We start from the raw sequence: 18149 nt of genomic DNA on the forward strand, positions 1-18149 counted from the left end.
ACACGCCGACATGTCGTTACTTTTGTGACGAAAGTGGCGGCTGTGCCCTCCTGAGGTGGGTGTGACCGGGTCCGCCCCTGTCGACAGGAGGACCCGTGGCGCGGCTGCGGACGGTGGGTGCGGGCACGTTGGTCGGCGCGGTGGTGCTGGTCGGTCTCCCTGCCGGGGCGTGGGCGCAGCCGGTCACCGACCACCAGATGCCCTTCCCCTGCGGGCAGGAGTGGAAGGGCACCACGCGTTCGGGCCACAGCCCGAGCCCGCGCTCCATCGACTGGAACCGCGCCGACGACGACGGTGACCCGGTGGTGGCCTCCGCGCCCGGTGTGGTGACGACCGCCGAGGCGTCCTCGAACAAGGGCTACGGCCACCACGTGGTGCTCGATCACGGCGACGGCGAGTCCACCGTCTACGCCCACCTCGACGAGGTGCACGTCGTCGAGGGTCAGCACGTCGACCAGGCCGCCCAGCTCGGCACGGTCGGCTCGACGGGCAACTCCACCGGCCCGCACCTGCACTACGAGCAGCGCCTGGACCGCAAGGACGTCGAGGCGTGGTTCGACGGTGCCGCGTTCGTCTACGGCTCCACCCAGCGCTCGGCCAACTGCGTCGACGTGCCGATGGCGGCGAACATGATCGGCAAGCCCGCCGCCGAGCTCGTGGTCTACCGGCGGGCCAAGCGCTCGCAGTTCCTCGTCCAGCGGGCCGGCAAGGCGCCCAAGAGGATGCGTCTGGGGACCGCGTCGGACGAGCCGGTGCTCGGCGACTGGGACGGCAACGGCAAGGCCAACCTCGGGGTCTGGACACCCGACACCGGTGTCTTCACGCTGCGCGTGGGCAAGAGATCCACCAGCCACGTGCCGCTGGGCAGCGCTTCGGACCAGCCGGTGGCCGGCGACTGGGACGGCGACGGCCTGTGGGAGGTCGGTGTCCGGACGCCCGCGACCGGGACGTGGCGGTTGCGCGGAGCCGACGGCTCGCTGCGTTCGGTCGTGCTCGGTGACGCCGGGGACATCCCGGTGACCGGCGACTGGGACGGTGACGGTCGCACCGACCTCGGCGTCTTCGACCAGAGCACGGCCACCTTCACGCTGCGACGCGAGGACGCCGACGGCCTGGTGTGGACCGCGCAGGTGCAGTTCGGCCAACCGGGGGACCTGCCGGTCGCCGGTGACTGGGACGGCAACGCCACGACCGAGGTCGGCGTGTGGACACCGGCCACGGCGACGTTCTCGGAGCGACGGGCCGCCTCGGCGACCGCCGCCCGGGAGACCACCGCCGCGCGGCGGTTCGGCCGACCGCGCTGAGCACGGTCGGCCGAGACCTGCGCCGACCGTCAGTGCGCGGCCGCGCGCCCCACGAGGTGCGGGGCCGACGAGCGCGGGTCGGTGAGGGAGAACAGGTAGCCGTCGTCGTACCGCTCGGAGCCGAAGGCGACCTTGCCGGGCAGCAGGATCGGCTTCTTGAACGCGCAGTCGACGGTGACGGCCTCGGGCAGACGGTTCTCCAGTGCCGCCACGCACCGGGCCAGGCTCCACATGCCGTGCGCGATCTGGCGCGGGAAGCCCAGTGCCTTCGCGGTGACGGGGTACAGATGGATCGGGTTGTGGTCGCCGGAGACCGCGGCGTACTGACGGCCCAGGTCGGCCGGGAGCTTCCAGACGACGCCGTTGGACGGCGTGGTCGGGATCTCGAGGCCGGCCGGGGCGTCGGAGTCGCCCTTGCCGCGCCGCAGGTAGGAGCTGGTGCTCTCCCAGACCGGGGTGCCGTCGGCGTCGGCGATCGCAGTGGTGAAGTCGAAGACCTTGCCCTTGGCGTGGGGACGTGACGGGGACACGCTCGCAGAGACCTGCAGGGTGTCGCCGATGCTGATCTGCCGGTAGCGGGTGACGGAGTTCTCCAGGTGCACCGTGCCGATGGCCGGGGCCGGGAACGCCGGGTCGGTCATGATCGCCATGTGGAGGCCGAAGGCCAGCATGTGCGGGTAGGTCAGCGGCACGGTGTCCTTGTGCGGGAAGCCGCAGACCTCGGCGTACGCGCGGACGTGCTCGCCGTCGACCGTGACCGGCGGCCGGTCGTAGGACAGGCCGCCGAAGTCGTCGGCCGACGCCTTGCGCACGCCGGGGAGCGAGCCGACCACCGGGATGCTCGGCAGCGCCGCGCGCAGCAGCGTGCCGAGACCGGCGGAGCCGTCGTGGGTGGTGCTCTGCGAGGCGTCGGCCATCTCAGGCACCCAGCATCATCTGGCCGCAGACCCGCACCACGTTGCCGTTGACGGCGGTGGAGCCGGGGGAGGCGAACCAGGCGATGGTCTCGGCGACGTCGACGGGCAGGCCGCCCTGGGACATGGCGTTGAGGCGCTGGCCGACCTCGCGGGTGGCCAGCGGGACCGCCGCGGTCATCGCGGTGATGATGAAGCCCGGGGCGACGGCGTTGACGGTGATGCCGTCCTTCAGCTCGTCCTTGAGGGAGTCGACGAAGCCGATCACGCCGGCCTTGGAGGCGGCGTAGTTGGTCTGGCCGACGTTGCCCGCGATGCCGGCGATGCTCGCGACGCCGACGATGGAGCCGCCCTTGTTGACGACCTTCTGGTCCAGCAGCTCGCGGGTGATCCTCTCCGGCGCGGTGAGGTTGACCGCGATCACCGACTCCCAGCGGTCCTCGCTCATGTTGGCGAGCTTCTTGTCGCGGGTGATGCCGGCGTTGTGGACGACCACGTCGACCCCGCCGTGCTTGGTGGACAGGTGGTGCGCGATGCGCTGCGGGGCGTCCTTGGCCGTGATGTCGAGGGTCAGCCAGTCGCCGTCGAGCTCCTTCATCAGCGACTGCAGCTCGTTGGCGGCCTGCGGCACGTCGACGCCCACGACGGTGGCGCCGTCACGGTGCAGGACGCGGGCGATCTGCTCACCGATGCCGCGGCTGGCGCCGGTCACCAGGGCGACCTTGCCGGCCAGCGGCTGCTGCCAGTCGGCGACCGCAGCGGCCTTCGTCGTACCGGTGGCGCCGATGCGCACGACCTGGCCCGAGACGTAGGCGGACTTGGGGGAGAGCAGGAAGGCCAGGGTGCTGGTGGCCGCGCCCTCGGCGCCCTCGGCGACGTAGACGAGCTGCGAGGTGCCGCCGCGGCCGATCTCCTTGCCGAGGCTGCGGGTGAAGCCCTCGAGCGCGCGCTGGGCGACGCGCTCGGAGCCGCTGCACTGCTCCGGCGGGGTGCCGATGACCACGACGCGCGGGCACGAGGCCAGGCTGCGCATCAGCGGGGTGAAGAACTGCTGGAGGGCGACGAGCTGGTCGGCGTTGGTGAGACCGGTGGCGTCGAAGACCAGGCCCTTGTACAACTGGTCGTCCTCGGTGACGACGGTGCTGGCGATGCCGACGGTGTCGAGCAGGCCCGGCAGCGACTCCACGAGGCGGCCGGTGCCGCCCACGACGACGGTGCCGTCGACCAGCGGGTCGCCGGCGGTGTAGCGCTCGAGCGGGGTGGGGGCGGGGAGCCCGAGGTTCTTGACGAGGATCTTGCCCAGCGGGGACTGGGTGAAGCTCTGGTACTTGTCGCTCATGGGCGCGCGGTTCCTCCGACGGGTCGACTGCTGACGCGGGTGCTGCCGGGCTCGGCAGCGGTGGCTCGGGTGGCCACGAGCATGTAACTAAACGTGTAACTCAGTGTCCACATTTCGTGACGTGCCACTCACAGCCTTCTCCGCGAGCGGCTTCGGCGCAAGGATGGGGGCATGCAGACCCAGACTCGTCGTGTCGCCATCGTCGGCGGCAACCGGATCCCCTTCGCCCGCTCCAACACCCACTACGCCACGGCCTCCAACCAGGAGATGCTGACCGCGGCCATCGACGGTCTCGTCGACCGCTTCGGCCTGGCCGGTGAGGCGGTGGGCGAGGTCGTCGCCGGCGCCGTGCTCAAGCACTCCCGCGACTTCAACCTGACCCGCGAGGCGGTGCTCGGCTCCAAGCTGGCGCCCGAGACCCCCGCCACCGACATCCAGCAGGCCTGCGGCACCGGCCTGCAGGCCGCCATCCAGGTCGCCAACAAGATCGCCCTGGGTCAGATCGACGTCGGCATCGCCGGTGGCACCGACACCACCTCCGACGCCCCGGTCGCCATCAGCGAGAAGCTGCGCAAGAAGCTGCTCAAGGTCAACGCCGCGAAGGACACCAAGGGCCGGCTGGCCGCCCTCGGCGCCATCCGTCCCGGTGACATCGGCCTGTCCATCCCGCAGAACGGTGAGCCCCGCACCGGCATGTCGATGGGTGAGCACGCCGCGCTGACCGCCCTGGAGTGGCAGATCAGCCGCGAGGCGCAGGACGAGCTGGCCGCCTCCTCGCACCAGAAGCTCGCCGCGGCGTACGACGCCGGCTTCCTCGACGACCAGATCACCCCGTTCCGCGGGCTGGAGCGTGACTCCAACCTGCGGCCGGACTCCTCGGTCGAGAAGCTCTCCAAGCTCAAGCCGGTCTTCGGCAAGGGCGAGGCCGCCACGATGACGGCCGCCAACTCCACCCCGCTGACCGACGGTGCCTCCGTCGTGCTGCTGGCCTCGGAGGAGTGGGCCAAGGAGCGGGGTCTCCCGATCCTGGCCTACATCACCGAGTACGAGACCGCCGCGGTCGACTACGTCCACGGTGGCGAGGGCCTGCTGATGGCTCCGGCGTACGCCATGGCCCGGATGCTGACCCGTGCCGGCCTGTCGCTGCAGGACTTCGACTACTACGAGATCCACGAGGCCTTCGCCTCCCAGGTGCTCGCCACGCTGGCGGCCTGGGAGGACCCGGTGTTCTGCAAGGAGCGCCTCGGCCTCGACGCCCCGCTGGGCTCGATCGACCGCGCCAAGCTCAACGTCAACGGCTCCTCGCTCGCCGCGGGCCACCCGTTCGCCGCGACCGGCGGCCGGATCCTCCCGGTGCTGGCCAAGCTGCTGGCCCAGAAGGGATCCGGCAAGGGCGTCATCTCCGTGTGCGCCGCCGGCGGCCAGGGCGTGACCGCCATCCTCGAGCGCCCCTGATTCGACGCCTGACTGCCTGATCACTGCGGCCCCGTCTCCTGCGTGGAGGCGGGGCCGTGGTGCGTCCGTGTGACGTCATACGGACGGGACGTCCGCTCGTGCGGGACGTATGACGTCCCGAGGGTGGGGAGGCGTCAGGCGCGGCCGCCGCCGCGGGCGAGCGCGAGGGCGGAGACGACCAGATAGTCACGCACCTGGTCGTGGGAGATCTCGCCGACCGTGGGGACGCCGGGCGCGGCCTCCTTGACCAGGATGCCGACGCGGGCGAGCTGGAGGGCGCCCAGACCACTGGCGTAGAGGGTGTTGGCGAGGAGGGTTGGGTCGCTGACGGAGAAGTCACCCGCGCGCACGCCGTCCTCGAGCGCGCCCGAGAGGATCGACAGGCACCCGGAGATGCCGCGTCCGAGGCGGAACAGCGCGCTCTCGGAGATCTCGTCGAGCAGCTCGGGGCCCGAGCGACGCATGAGCGCCTGGGCGCAGTCGACGAACGCCGGGTGCTCGAGGGCGTAGTCGACGAACGCCCCCACGATTCGGGCCAGCCGCTCCTCGGCCGGACCGCCAGCAGACGAAGCGGTCTCGAGCGCGGTGCGCATCTCGTCGAGGTAGCCCACCAGCGTGAGGGCGAAGAGCTCCTCCTTGCCGCTGAAGTGGCGGTAGACGATCGCCCGGTTGATGCCGACCGCCTTGGCGATGTCCTCGATCTGGGCGTCGCGCACGCCGCGCTCGTCGAAGAGCGCGCGGGTCGCCTGCAGGATCTCCGCCTCCCGGGCGCGGCGACGGGCCGCGGCGGCGGAGCGTCGGCCGTCGGTCTCAGGGGCACGCGAGGTCATGCTGGTGACGATACGCGTGTGCAACTCGGAGTTGCACGCTTGTGACAGCAACGTCACGTCCCCTCGTTCCGACCCCCTTCGTGCCGAGCCGGCGTATTGATACGCCGGTTCGGCGGGTGACGGCGTCAGGCGAGGTGCGTGGCCCTCGCGGTGGGTCTCGAGGGCGAGGAACCGCTCGGTCTGCCAGGCCAGGACCTCGTCGGCCATCCCCTTGAAGGTCTTGCCGAGCATCACCAGCTCGTCGCCGTCACGCGCGGCGAGGTGGATGTTGGACAGCAGCCCCGAGCGGCGGCCCGAGCCCCACTCGACGGCCACCACGACGAGGTCCAGGGTGTGCACCGGCTTCACCTTCACCCACGCCGCACCCCGCCTGCCCGCGTCGTACGCCGCTGACGGGCTCTTGACGACGACCCCCTCGTGCCCGGCGCTGATCTGCGCCGCCAGGAACGACTCGGCCTCCTCGACCGAGGTGGTCTCCAGCCTCTGCACCCGGTGCTCGGCGGGGACCAGCCTCTCGAGGGCCGCCGCGCGCACGTGGCCGGGGGACTCCATGAGGTCCTCCCCGTCGAGGTGCAGCACGTCGAAGAAGAACGGGCTGATCACCGCCCCGCTCGCCTGCGCGGTGCGCGAGGACGTCTCCTGGAAGGGGCGCGGCCGCCCGTCCGCGCCGACCGCGAGCGCCTCGCCGTCGAGCACGAACCGCTCCGAGCGCAGCGACCGGGCCACCGCGACCACCTCCGGCAGCCTCGTCGTGATGTCGTCGAGGCTCCGGGTCACCACGAGCACGTCGTCGCCGTCGCGGTGCACCTGGACCCGGATGCCGTCGAGCTTGGCGTCGACGACGACCGCCCCGCCGTCGCCAGCGGCCTTCGCGAGGGCTGCGTCGACGTCGGGGGCCGACGAGGCGAGCATCGGCAGCACCGGGCGGCCCACCTCCAGCCGGAACCGCGCCAGGCCCGCCTCGCCCTCGCCCAGCGCCGCCTCCGCGATCGCGACGGTCGACCCCGCCAGCATCGCCGCGCGGCGTACGACGGTGAGCGGCACGCCTCCGGCCACCGCGAGCCCCTCCTGGACAACCGCGTCGAGCGCCCCCTGGCGCACCTCACCGGTGACCAGGCCACGCAACCACTGCTGCTCCTCGGCCGTCGCGCGACCGAACAACGAGGCCACGCCGGTCGCCCGCGAGCTGGCCGAGCCCGGCCCGGCCAGCGCCGAGAGCGACTCGAACGCCTCGTGGACCTCCACGACCGTCAGCGACGGCTCGTCGGCGGGGTCCGGGAGCGACGTCAGCGACCGCCACCCGACCCCGGTGCGGCGCTGCAGCAACCGGCCGCTGAGGTAGGAGACGACGAGCCCGACCTCCTCGGTCGGGGTGCGCGAGAGCAGCGAAGCCAACGCCGCGACCTTCGCCTTGCGCGAGCGGGTCGAGGCGACCTCGGCGGAGGTGGAGACCAGGTCGTGGAGCAGCACGGGGCCAGCCAAGCACCGGCCACCGACGCCGCCCACACCCGCCGGAGCCGCCTGTGAATCTGTGCGCAGCCGGCCTGAGAGCGTGACTTACCCCCGGGGGCCTCGTTGGGCCGGTCAGCGCGATGCAGGTCCTCACCCGGACCGGCCGGCCGCCGCCACGACCCGACTCACCCCCAAGGGCCCCACGTGTTCCTCTCCCGCAAGATCGCGCTGGCAGGCCTCGCGGCCTCCCTGATCGCGACCCCCACGCTCTCGCAGGCAGCGCAGTCGACGGCCCCCACCACCGGCCCGGTGCGGGACCTCCTGGCCTCGGCGAGGGACGCGCTGGTCCTGCCGCTGGGCGGGGAGCTGCTCCCGACCCTGGCCTTCGACACCCGTGCCGGCGACGGCGCCGTGGCGCCGACGACCGCGCAGCGCACCGCGCTCGGGTCGCTGCGTGGGGCCGAGGTGACCTGGAACGCCACCGGGACCCCGCGCAGCATCGAGGTCGCCGGCGGGTTCCTGAGCGGCAAGCGCAGCGGGGCGCCGGAGACCATCGCCCGGGAGTGGCTGACCGAGCACGCCGCGGCGTTCGGCCTCTCGGCCCGCGACATCGCCCGGCTCGAGCTGGTCCGTGACCACGAGCTGCCGAAGATCGGCGCCACCGTCATCAGCTACGCCCAGACCTTCGGCGGGGTGGCGTCGGGGATCGGCGCCATCCTGACCGTGCTCGTCGACCGCCAGGGTCGTGTGGTGCGCTACGCCGGGGACCCGGTGCGGGCCACCGGTCTGCTCGGCTCCTTCGACCTCTCCCCGGCCCAGGCGCTGCAGCGCACCGTCCGGGCCCTGAGCCCGGACCTGGCCTCGTGGACCGCCGTCGCGACGGGGAGGGCGCAGGGCGGGTACGAGGTCTTCAAGGCCGGCGGTCTCGGCACCACGCAGTACGTCCGCAGGGTCGCGTTCCCCACCGCGCAGGGCGGCCGCGCCGCCTTCGCCGCGCTGGTCATCAAGAGCATCGACGAGGCCTACGCCGTCATCGTGGACGCCCAGACGGGTCGTCCGCTGTTCCGCAAGAGCCTGGTGCAGCACGCCGAGGGCACGATCTACGAGAACTACCCCGGGGCGAAGAAGGGCGGCGAGCCGGTCGTCAAGAGCTTCGGCCCCACCGACACCAGCCCCGGAGGCTGGTTGGACCCGACGGGCCTGCTCGGCCTGCCGGGCATCACGACGCTGGGCAACAACGCCAACACCGCCATCGCCTGGACGGTGCCCCTGGTGGCGGCCGACCAGTACAACCGCCCGGTCGCCCCGACCGGTGACTTCAACTACGAGTTCCCCGACTCCTGGCGCACCAGCGACGGCTCCACCGGCAGCTTCATCCCGGACGCGAACGCCGCCGCGACCAACCTCTTCTACCACCACAACCGGATCCACGACGAGCTCTACGAGTTCGGGTTCACCGAGACCGGCGGCAACTTCCAGCTGGTCAACGACCCGACCAGCGGCTCCCTCCCGCTCGGTGGTGACCCGGTGATGGGCGGCGCCCAGTCGGGTGCGCTCAACCTCACCGAGGCGGTACTGCCGCTGGGCCGCAACAACGCCAACATGCTCACGCTGCCCGACGGCATCCCCGGCTTCACCAACATGTACCTGTGGGAGTTCGTCGACGACGTCTTCGAGGCCGAGCCCCGCGACGGCGACTTCGACACCTCGATCATCCAGCACGAGTACGTCCACGGCCTGAGCAACCGCTACGTCGGCGGCGGCGGCCTCGGCTCGCTGGCCGGCGGCCAGTCCGGCGCGATGGGCGAGGGCTGGGGCGACTGGTACGCCATGAACGACCTCTTCCGGCGCGGCCTCACCCGCACCGCCGTCACCGCGGCGTACGTCGGTGACGAGAAGCGCGGCATCCGCAACTGGAACTACGCCACCAGCCCGCTGACCTACGGCGACTACGGCTACGACATGTCCGGGCCCCAGGTGCACTCCGACGGCGAGATCTGGGCCACGACCCTGTGGACCGTCCGCGACAAGATCCTCCGGGCCGTGGGCGGGAACCACAAGAAGGCCAGTGACATCGCCGAGCACATGGTGACCGACGCGATGCCGCTGAGCCCGCCGTCCCCCAGCATGCTCGACATGCGCGACGCGATCGTCGCCGCCGCGGAGCTGCGCTACAAGAAGAAGTACCTCGACGAGGTCTGGGCCGGCTTCGCCGAGCGTGGCATGGGCGTCTCGGCCTCGACCACCGGCGAGGCGGACACCGCTCCGGTGCCCGGCTTCGACGTCCCGACGTCGTCCCAGAACGGCACCGTCACGTTCCGGGTGGTGAACCCCTCGACCGGGCGGCCGGTCAAGGGCGTCCGTGTGCTCGGCGGCCTCTTCGAGGGTCGCACCACCCCGATCACGACCACGAACGGCTCCGGTGTCACCACGGCACGGATGGCCGCCGGCCGCTACACGCTCACCCTGCAGGCGCCCGGCTTCGGCCAGCAGCGCCTCGAGGTCGTCGTGCCGCGGGGCCGCAAGGTCACCCGCAAGGTGGCCCTGCGTCCCAACCTGCTCTCGCAGTCCTCGGGCGCCACGCTCACCAAGGTCTCGAGCCAGGCGTCCGCTCTGCCGGCCCAGAACGCCTTCGACGACACCGAGGCGACCGGCTGGCAGACCGAGGACGCCGGGGTGGCCTACAACGAGGGCAAGGACGCGACGGCGGTCGTGAAGCTCGCCAAGCGCAGCGTGATCGACACCGTGAACGTGAGCGTGGTCAAGCCGGTCGGTCTGCCCCGGTTCGCGGCGGCCCGCAAGGTGACCGTGCAGACGTCGATGAACGGGAGGTCCTGGCGCACCGCCGAGGTCGCGACGTTCCGCATGAAGGGGCCCCGCCCGGCCGTCAGCGACCTGATGATGCAGAGCCTGCGGCTGAAGAAGCCGGTGCGGGCGAAGTTCGTCCGGGTCGTGCCCAACGCGGCGCTGGGCGACACCGTCGACTACGCCTCGACCGCGATCGTCGCCGAGGTCCAGGCCTTCGGCCGGGTCTCCGGCATCGAGCCGAAGCAGCCCAAGCCCGACCAGCCGGTGACCACCCCCGGGTCGGTCGCGGTGGGCAACATCGCCCAGGGCTCGCTGCTCGGTCTCGACCCCTACCGTCCCGGCGCCACCGAGCTCAGCTGGACCGGTGCCTGCGGTGACGTGCCGGCCGGCAACGGCATCGACGCCTGGATCACCGAGCTCCCCGAGGGGGCCGGCGACGGTCTGCACGCGGTCACCTACGAGGGCAGCGTGCCGATCGGCGAGTGGCTCGGCTACGCCTACGACGAGGACTGCGCGCCGATGACCGGTGGGTTCGCCCTCTTCGGCGAGACGAAGACGATCCCGGCCGGGGCGGCGTACGTCGGCTTCCTGCTGCTGTACGGCGGCGGCGCGTCGTTCGACGTGACCATCAGCGAGCCGCGCTGACCCGCTCGACCTGCTCGACCCGGACCACCTGCACGACGGCTGCCGCCGGGCTCACCAGCCCGGCGGCAGCGTCGTGAAGTCGGCCTCCCTGCCCTCGGCGAACGCGGTCAGCGCCTCGGTGTTGGCCGGACCGCCCATCAGCTCGGCGAAGGCGGCGTTCTCCCGTGCCCGGGCGGCGCCGATCCCGGCGCGCAACGGCTCGATGATCGTGCGCTTGACCGCGACGAGGGACGAGATGGGCCGGCTGGCCAGCAGCTCGGCGTGCTCGCGGGCGACCGGGAGCAGCTCGTCGGGCTCGCACACCCGGCGCACCAGGCCCATCTCCAGCGCCTGCTCGGCGCCGAACCACTCCGCCGACATCAGCAGCCACGACGCCGCCTGGCGTCCGATCAGCAGCGGCAGCAGGTAGGAGGACGCGGCCTCCGGGGCGACCCCCAAGGAGGTGAACGGGCACTTGAGTCGCGCGGTGGTCGACATGAAGGCGATGTCGGCGAAGCCCAGCACCGTGCAGCCGATGCCCAGGCCCAGCCCGTTGACGGCGACCACCAGCGGCTTGGGGAAGTCCACGAGGGCGTCGACGAGGTTCACGAAGCCGCCCTCGCCCTGGTCGAAGTCGGGGTCGGCGGCGATCCGGGCCATCTCCAGCAGGTCCGTCCCCGCGCTGAACGCGCGACCGTTGCCGGTCAGCAGCACCACGGCGACGCCGGGTTCCTCGGCAGCCTCGCGCAGGGCCCGGGCCGTGGCGTCGTACAGCTCGATGTTGAACGCGTTGAGCGCGTCGGGACGATCGAGGGTCAGGGTGCGCACGCGCTTGTCGTCGTGGATCTGCAGGACCATGCCCCGAACACTAGATCCACAAGTAGAACGTGTTCCAGTATGTCCGTGTGACCCAGAGGACCGTCTCCACCTACTGCCGCATCTGCGAGCCGCTCTGCGGGATGATCGCGACCGTCGAGGACGGGCGGCTGATCTCGCTGCGGCCCGACGACGAGCACCCGCTCAGTCAGGGCTACGCCTGTCCCAAGGGATTGGCCTTCCCCGAGGTCCAGCACGACCCCGACCGGGTGCTCCACCCGCTGCGGCGGGTGGCCGGCGGAGCGCTGGGGGAGTTCGAGCAGGTCTCGTGGGACGAGGCCCTCGACGACATCGCCGTCCGGCTGCGCGCCCTGCTCGACACCCACGGCGGCGGAACGGTCGGTCAGTTCTTCGGCAACCCCGTCGGGTTCAACATCACCGGCACCCTGTGGGCGGGCGCCCTGATGACGGCGCTCGGCACCGGCCACCAGTACTCCGTGGGCAGTCAGGACATCAACAGCCGGTACGTCGCCAGCAAGCTGCTCTACGGGTCGATCTCCCAGGTGCCGTTCCCCGACCTGCGGGGCACCGACCTGCTGCTGGTGCTCGGCGCGAACCCGCTGGTATCGCGGGCGAGCGGGGTGCGTGCCCCGCGCGTGAAGGAGCACCTCTCGGCCATCGTGGCCGGAGGCGGCCGCGTCGTCGTGGTCGACCCGCGGCGCAGCGAGACCGCCAAGGCCTTCGAGCACGTCTCGATCGAGCCCGACGGCGACGCGTTCCTGCTGGCCTCGCTGATCCAGGTGGTGGCCGAGGAGGGCCTCGTCGACCAGGAGGCCATCGACCGCCAGTCCGTCGGGGCCGAGACGCTGCTCGCGGCGGTGGCGCCCTTCACCCCCGAGGCGACGGTGGCCCGCACCGGGATCGACCCGGACGTCGTCCGGTCGTTGGCGCGCGACCTCGCGGCGGCACCGCGTGCCGCCGTCTATGGGCGCACCGGCACCTGCCTGGGCGAGCACGCCACCCTGGTCAGCGTGCTGATCGACGCCCTCGCGCTGCTGACCGGCAACCTGGACCGCGAGGGCGGGGTGCTCCTCGGCCAGGCGGTGGTGCCGTTCGAGGAGACGGCCGAGAAGGCCGGCCGGCTCGGCTACGACACCCGGCGCAGCCGGATCGGCGGGTTCCCCGACGTCATGGACACCTGGCCGGCGGCGATCATGGCCGACGAGATCACCACACCCGGCGAGGGGCAGCTGCGAGCGCTCTTCGTGCTGGCCGGCAACCCGGTGCTGAGCAGCGTCGACGGACCCGGCCTCGCGGCGGCGCTGGAGCAGCTGGACCTGATGGTCGCGCTCGACCTCTACGTCAACGAGACCAACCGGCACGCCGACTACGTCCTGCCCGCGACGACCTGGCTGGAGCGCGAGGACGTGCCGTTCGCGATCGTGGCGTCCAGCCCCTGGCCGCACGTCCAGCACACGCCAGCGGTGCTCGAGCCCGCCGGGGAGGCGCGGGCCGAGTGGGAGGTCTTCGACGAGATCGCCCGGCGTGCGGGGATCTCGCTGTTCCTCCCGTCGTGGGCCGCCGCGGTCACCAGGCCGCTGCGCACGCTTGCGCGTCGCGCCGGCGTCCGGGTGACCCCGTGGACGCTGGTCGACCTGCTGCTGCGCACCGGACCGCACGGCGACCGCTTCGGCCTGCGCAGGGGCGGGCTGAGCCTGAAGCGGCTGCGGGCCGAGCGGCACGGCGTGATGCTCCCGCCCGCGCGGGGCGGCCGGCTCGCCGAGGTCGTGCGGCACCCGCACGGCAAGGTGGACCTCGCCCCCGCCCAGCTCGCGGCCGAGTGGGACCGGCTGCGGTCGGCCCTCGAGGTCGAGGCGGATCCGGCGTACCCGCTGCGGATGATCGGGCTGCGGGAGATGCGGTCGCAGAACTCCTGGATGCACAACAGCCCGACGCTGATGAAGGGCCGCAACCGGCGGCACGCCGCCCGCATCCATCCCGGGGACGCCGCCGCGGCGGGAGTGGCCGACGGAGACACGGTGCGGCTGACCTCGGCGGCGGGGGTGATCGAGACGGTCGCCCTGCTCACCGACGAGGTACGCCGGGGCACGATCGCCTGCCCGCACGGCTGGGGCCACGCGGCGGGCTGGACGGTGGCCAACGCCGCCGGGGGAGCCAACACCAACGAGCTGGCCTCGGCCCGCGTCGAGGACGTGGAGTTCCTGGCCGGGATGGCTCGCCTCAACGGCATCCCCGTGCGTCTGGAGTCGGCTGTCGGGGCGGTCGGCTAGCGTCGTCGGGGTGAGTGGCACGGACGGCGAGCGGCAGCGCACCTGGCGCCCCGACTGGCCGTGCTCGGTCACGGGCCCGCTGCGACCGTTGCGCCGCGGAGCGGGGGACCCGACGTTCCGCATCGACGATGCCGGACGCGTCTGGCGCGGCACGCGCACACCCGAGGGCCCCGCCACGCTGCGGGTGGGGTCCGCCCCCTCCGTCGGCGAGGTCCGGGCGTCGGCCTGGGGCCCGGGCGCCGACTGGGTGCTCGACTCGCTGCCGGGGCTGCTCGGCGCGCACGACGACTGGAGCGGGTTCGAGCCCCGGCACCCGGTGCTGGAGGAGGCGCGCCGGCGTCACCCCCACCTGCGGACCGGCCGCACCGGCCTGGTGATGGAGGCGCTCGTCCCGGCGATCATCGAGCAGAAGGTGACCGGCCAGGAGGCCTTCGCCGGGTTCCGGATGCTCGTCCACCGCTTCGGGGAGCGGGCTCCCGGCCCCGGTCGCGAGATGCGGCTGTGGGTGCAGCCCGATGCCGCCACCCTGCGCACCGTCCCGTCCTGGGAGTGGTTGCGCATGCACGTCGACCATGCCCGCTCGCGCACGATCGTGACGGTCGCGCGGGTCGCCGACTCCCTCGAGCGGCTCGCGGGCCTGGACGGCGAGGAGGCCGAGCGTCGCCTCCGGAGCCTGCCGGGGGTGGGGGAGTGGACCAGCGCCGAGGTGCGCCAGCGAGCCCTGGGCGACCCCGACGCGGTCAGCTTCGGCGACTACCACGTCGCCAAGGACGTCGGCTGGGCGCTGACCGGCACGCCCTTCGACGACGAGGAGATGCGCGCCTACCTCGAGCCCTGGCGCCCCCATCGCGGCCGGGTGCCGCTGCTGATCGGCGTGGCCGGGCTGCACCGGCCGCGTCGCGGGCCCCGGATGGCGCCGCGGACGCACCTTCCTGCGCGAGTCACCCGCGGCTGAGTCCGGCGGCGGTTATCGTGACGCTGTGACACAGGTAACCCTCGACGTCCTGCACCACGCCACCGCCGACGAGGCGACCCGGTTCTTCTCCGAGGCCGACGCCGAGGCGCTGGTGGAGGCACTCCGGCGCACCGGCGACGACGAGCTGCGCGCCCTCGTGGGCCGCGACGAGATCCGGCTGCCCGCCGTCCGGGGTGTCCTCTCTCGCCTGCACGAGTACGCCGACCGCGACCGCCTCGCCGAGCTGACCGGGACGGTGCGGATCGACCTCACCCGCGACGACGCGCGCCTGGGGCACCACCTGCTGCGGATCGGGTCCGGCTCGATCACGGTCGAGGCCGACGTACCGGCCACCGCGGCGAGCGACGTGGTGCTGGGCACCTCCGTCATCGGGTTCGTCCGGCTCGTCAGCGGTCAGGGCAACGCCGCGCTGGACTACCTCGCCGGACGGCTGCACGTCGAGGGCGACGCCGCGCTCGCCCTGGCCGTCGGCGGCCTCTTCACCATCCCGGGCACCGACGAGGTCGCGGTCGACCCGACCGCCCTCGACCCCGTGGACGTGGCCCGCGCCCTGGCGGGGGTGTCGACCGAGCACCTGCGCGAGGTGATGTCCGGCGGGTTCCGGCCCGTGGTGCTGGAGGAGATCTTCCGGCGGCTGCCCGACTTCGTGAACCCACGACGCTCCGCCAAGGCCGACCTGGCCGTGGGGTTCCGGCTGCTCGGCGGCCCCGGTGCGGAGCCGGAGCGCTACGTCGTGCGCGTCGACCACGGCGCGTGCAAGGTCGAGCCCGGCGACGTCGGCGGCGACCGGGACGCCACGATCACCTGCGAGGGCCACGACTTCCTGCGCCTGGCCACCGGGCACCTGTCCGCCGTCACCGGCGTGCTGCGCGGTCAGCTCAAGGTGCGCGGGGAGAAGGCGAAGGCGCTGCAGCTCGCCTCGGTGCTGGACATCCCGAAGGCCTGAGCCGCAGTCACCTGGCCCGCGTCACAGCAACGGCCGCAGCGGCGCCAGCACGAACTCGGTGAACTTGCGGTGCAGGTCGCGCGCCTCCCACTCGCCGACGGTGAGCTCGAGGCAGTGCGACTCGTCGACGCGGAAGACCTCCTCCATCTGGTGCGCGAGCCCGGCGTCGATCACTTCGACGTTGATCTCGTAGTTGCCCGAGAGGCTGAGTCGGTCGATGTTGGCGGTGCCGACGGTCGTCCAGGTGCCGTCGACGGTGGCGGTCTTGGCGTGCACCATCGCGTCGCGGTAGCGCAGGATCCGCACCCCGGCCTCGAGCAGCTGCGAGAAGTAGCCGCGCGAGACCCAGTCGGCCACGATGTGGTTGGACTTCAGCGGCACGAGCAGCCGGACGTCCACGCCCCGGGCGGCCGCGTCCTTGAGCGCGTCGACGAAGTCCTGGTCGGGCAGGAAGTAAGCGGTGGTGATCCAGATGTTGCGACTGGCGCGGTTGATGGCCTCGAGGTACATCGACCGGATGGGGAACATCCACAGGCGCGGCACGTTGCGCTGGATCCGGATCCGCGGCTCCCAGTCCGACGCGGTCTCCAGCAGCAGCGGGCGCTCGCTGGGACGAAGCCGGCGACGCCGGTGCAGGTTCCAGAAGTCGGCGACGGCGCGTTGCAGGTCCCACACGCCGGGCCCGGTGATGCGCACGTGGGTGTCGCGCCACTCGGTGGCGTAGGCGTCGCCGATGTTGAAGCCGCCCACGAAGCCGATCTCGGAGTCCACGACCAGGATCTTGCGGTGGTCGCGACCGTAGCGACGCAGGTCGAAGAAGCGCAGCCCCGCGGAGTAGACCGGGAAGCGCAGCACCTTCATCGAGCGGGGGAACCGCATGAAGACCGGTGAGACCACGAGGTTCGCGAAGCCGTCGTAGATGCAGTAGACCTCCACGCCACGCGCGGCGGCGTCGGCCAGCGCCTGCTTGAACCGCTCGCCGGTGGCGTCGCCCTTCCAGATGTAGGTCTCGAAGAGGATCTGCTTCTGCGCGCCCTCGATGGCGGCGAGCATGTCGTCGTAGAGGTGCTGGCCGTAGGTGTACGTCGTCACGGTGCTCTCGCCGATCGGCACCTCGGCCGGCGGGGTGACCGGGAACTCGCCCGGCTTCTTGCCGCGCCGCCGGTAGGAGTCGACGAGCGTCATCGCGATGGCGAGCCCGAACTGCACGCCGACCACGGTCAGCAGCGTGCGACGCAGCACCCGCAGCAGAGCGTCCAGGCGGCTGCTGGGGCGGGGGTTCACGGGCCCCACGGTAGTCGGGCCGTGGTGCCGGACGCGGAGCGACCTGCGGTCCAGCCGGGGCCCCATCAGTTTGACGTCCACGATGCGCTGCCAGTCCTGGTGCTCCAGGGCGCTGATGGTTCCCCAGTGAGCGACACCGGCGACGTTGCACACCAGGTCCATCGCGCCTGAGGCCTCGGCCACGGCTGACGCCAGGTCTCGGACGGCGTCGTAGTCGCTGACGTCGGCAGCTCGTGCCAGCACGACCGTGCCGCCCGCGGCGGAGATGGCCGTCGACACCTCGGCCAGCCCTGCGGCCGAGATGTCGGTCAGGTGGAGCCTTGCGCCGGCCGAGCCGAGCTGCTCGGCGAGCGACCGTCCGATGCCGCTGGCGGCGCCAGTGATGAACGCGTCGACTCCCTCGAAGTCGTGGAACCGGCGGACGCGTCTCGTCGACCTGCCGCGGTGGGGGGGCATGATGGCTCCTCGGTTGCGTCGGTGGGGGAGACGGGCCCGGCGCGGGGCTGGCTGGAGGGCTGGGCGAGCAGCGCCATGAGGACCCGGTCCAGGCTCGCGGCGCTGACGACCCGGCGGTCGGCGCCGACCTGCTCGAGCGCGAGTCCGCTCACCAGGGCGGCCATGAGGGCCGCCGCCTCGGCGGCCGGGACCCGCAACTCCAGTCCGAGGGCGGCCACCTCCTCCTCGATGCGCTCGGCCATCCAGGCGAGCAGGTGCGCGCGCACCTCGGCGAGCCGCTGTGCGATCGCCGGTTCATTGGCGGCATAGGCTCGGAACTCCGCGAAGACGAGCAGGGTCGAGGAGTCCTCGGTGATCGCGAGGAGGCCTTCGGACACGGTGCCCAGCTGCAGCAGTCTGCCGGTGACCAGCTGTTGGAGCATCTCCACGCGGGAGGTGACCTCCTGCTCCAGCAGAGCGAGGAAGAGGTCGTCCTTGCTGTCGAAGTTCGAGTAGAGCGCGCCCTTGGTGAATCCGGCTCGCTCGGCGATCTGCGCGAGGGACGCACGGTGGAAGCCGACGTCGAAGAAGACGTCCTTGGCGGCTGCCAAGACCTGCGCCCGCACCTCCCGGCGTAGAGGGCGCACGCGCTGCGGTGTGTTGGACATGTGGCGA

General features: G+C 72.3%; 12 protein-coding genes. 6 read left to right on the forward strand and 6 right to left on the reverse strand.

The annotated features are described in order from the left end of the window. Positions 1-95 precede the first annotated feature (95 nt). Positions 96-1304 (forward strand): VCBS repeat domain-containing M23 family metallopeptidase, encoded by a 1209-nt coding sequence (locus A6R01_RS01715; protein ID WP_292602931.1) that lies wholly within the window; start codon positions 96-98, stop codon positions 1302-1304. A 29-nt stretch (positions 1305-1333) separates the two neighbouring features. On the opposite strand, the gene A6R01_RS01720 is transcribed toward A6R01_RS01715, so the two are convergent. Both A6R01_RS01720 and A6R01_RS01725 read right to left on the reverse strand, forming a co-directional pair. After that, on the reverse strand, positions 1334-2221 hold the full coding sequence (locus A6R01_RS01720) for a MaoC/PaaZ C-terminal domain-containing protein (protein WP_292603421.1): 888 nt from the start codon (positions 2219-2221) through the stop codon (positions 1334-1336). A 1-nt stretch (position 2222) separates the two neighbouring features. Then, the gene (locus A6R01_RS01725) at positions 2223-3557 is read right to left on the reverse strand and encodes a 3-oxoacyl-ACP reductase (RefSeq protein WP_292602933.1); all 1335 of its coding nucleotides are present in this window, start codon (positions 3555-3557) and stop codon (positions 2223-2225) included. Between the two features lie 171 nt (positions 3558-3728). On the opposite strand from A6R01_RS01725, the gene A6R01_RS01730 reads away from it, so the two are divergent. Next, complete coding sequence (locus A6R01_RS01730) at positions 3729-5012, forward strand: acetyl-CoA C-acetyltransferase (RefSeq protein ID WP_292602935.1); 1284 nt, start codon at positions 3729-3731, stop codon at positions 5010-5012. A gap of 134 nt (positions 5013-5146) precedes the next feature. On the opposite strand, the gene A6R01_RS01735 is transcribed toward A6R01_RS01730, so the two are convergent. Next, positions 5147-7312: a TetR family transcriptional regulator gene (locus tag A6R01_RS01735; protein WP_292602937.1), complete on the reverse strand. Its 2166-nt coding sequence runs from the start codon at positions 7310-7312 to the stop codon at positions 5147-5149. Positions 7313-7498: 186 nt separating this feature from the next. Between A6R01_RS01735 and A6R01_RS01740 the strand changes: the two genes are divergently transcribed. Beyond that, positions 7499-10747 carry a M36 family metallopeptidase gene (locus tag A6R01_RS01740; protein ID WP_292602939.1) on the forward strand — a complete coding sequence of 1083 codons (3249 nt, stop codon included), beginning with the start codon at positions 7499-7501 and terminating at the stop codon, positions 10745-10747. A gap of 51 nt (positions 10748-10798) precedes the next feature. Here the strand turns inward: A6R01_RS01740 and A6R01_RS01745 are convergent, their stop codons facing one another. After that, positions 10799-11584, reverse strand: coding sequence for an enoyl-CoA hydratase-related protein (locus A6R01_RS01745; protein ID WP_292602941.1), 786 nt, complete (start codon positions 11582-11584; stop codon positions 10799-10801). A gap of 47 nt (positions 11585-11631) precedes the next feature. On the opposite strand from A6R01_RS01745, the gene A6R01_RS01750 reads away from it, so the two are divergent. From A6R01_RS01750 to A6R01_RS01760, 3 genes are read left to right on the forward strand one after another with little or no spacing between them, the layout of a single operon-like run. After that, entirely contained in the window at positions 11632-13833 is a 2202-nt protein-coding gene (locus A6R01_RS01750; protein WP_292602943.1) for a molybdopterin-dependent oxidoreductase, read from the forward strand. Between the two features lie 10 nt (positions 13834-13843). Next, positions 13844-14788 (forward strand): DNA-3-methyladenine glycosylase 2 family protein, encoded by a 945-nt coding sequence (locus tag A6R01_RS01755; RefSeq protein WP_292602945.1) that lies wholly within the window; start codon positions 13844-13846, stop codon positions 14786-14788. A 25-nt stretch (positions 14789-14813) separates the two neighbouring features. Continuing rightward, positions 14814-15755, forward strand: a complete 942-nt coding sequence (locus tag A6R01_RS01760; protein ID WP_292602947.1) for an SCP2 sterol-binding domain-containing protein — start codon at positions 14814-14816, stop codon at positions 15753-15755. A gap of 21 nt (positions 15756-15776) precedes the next feature. Here the strand turns inward: A6R01_RS01760 and A6R01_RS01765 are convergent, their stop codons facing one another. Together A6R01_RS01765 and A6R01_RS01770 are read right to left on the reverse strand one after the other, a co-directional pair. Beyond that, positions 15777-17423 (reverse strand): SDR family NAD(P)-dependent oxidoreductase, encoded by a 1647-nt coding sequence (locus tag A6R01_RS01765; protein WP_292603423.1) that lies wholly within the window; start codon positions 17421-17423, stop codon positions 15777-15779. Continuing rightward, positions 17348-18142: a TetR/AcrR family transcriptional regulator gene (locus A6R01_RS01770; RefSeq protein ID WP_292602949.1), complete on the reverse strand. Its 795-nt coding sequence runs from the start codon at positions 18140-18142 to the stop codon at positions 17348-17350. Before A6R01_RS01770 ends, A6R01_RS01765 begins: the two co-directional genes overlap by 76 nt. Between the last annotated feature and the right edge of the window lie 7 nt (positions 18143-18149).

Source organism: Nocardioides sp. REDSEA-S30_B4 (assembly GCF_001627265.1).
In the GTDB taxonomy this organism is placed as follows: Bacteria; Actinomycetota; Actinomycetes; order Propionibacteriales; family Nocardioidaceae; genus Nocardioides.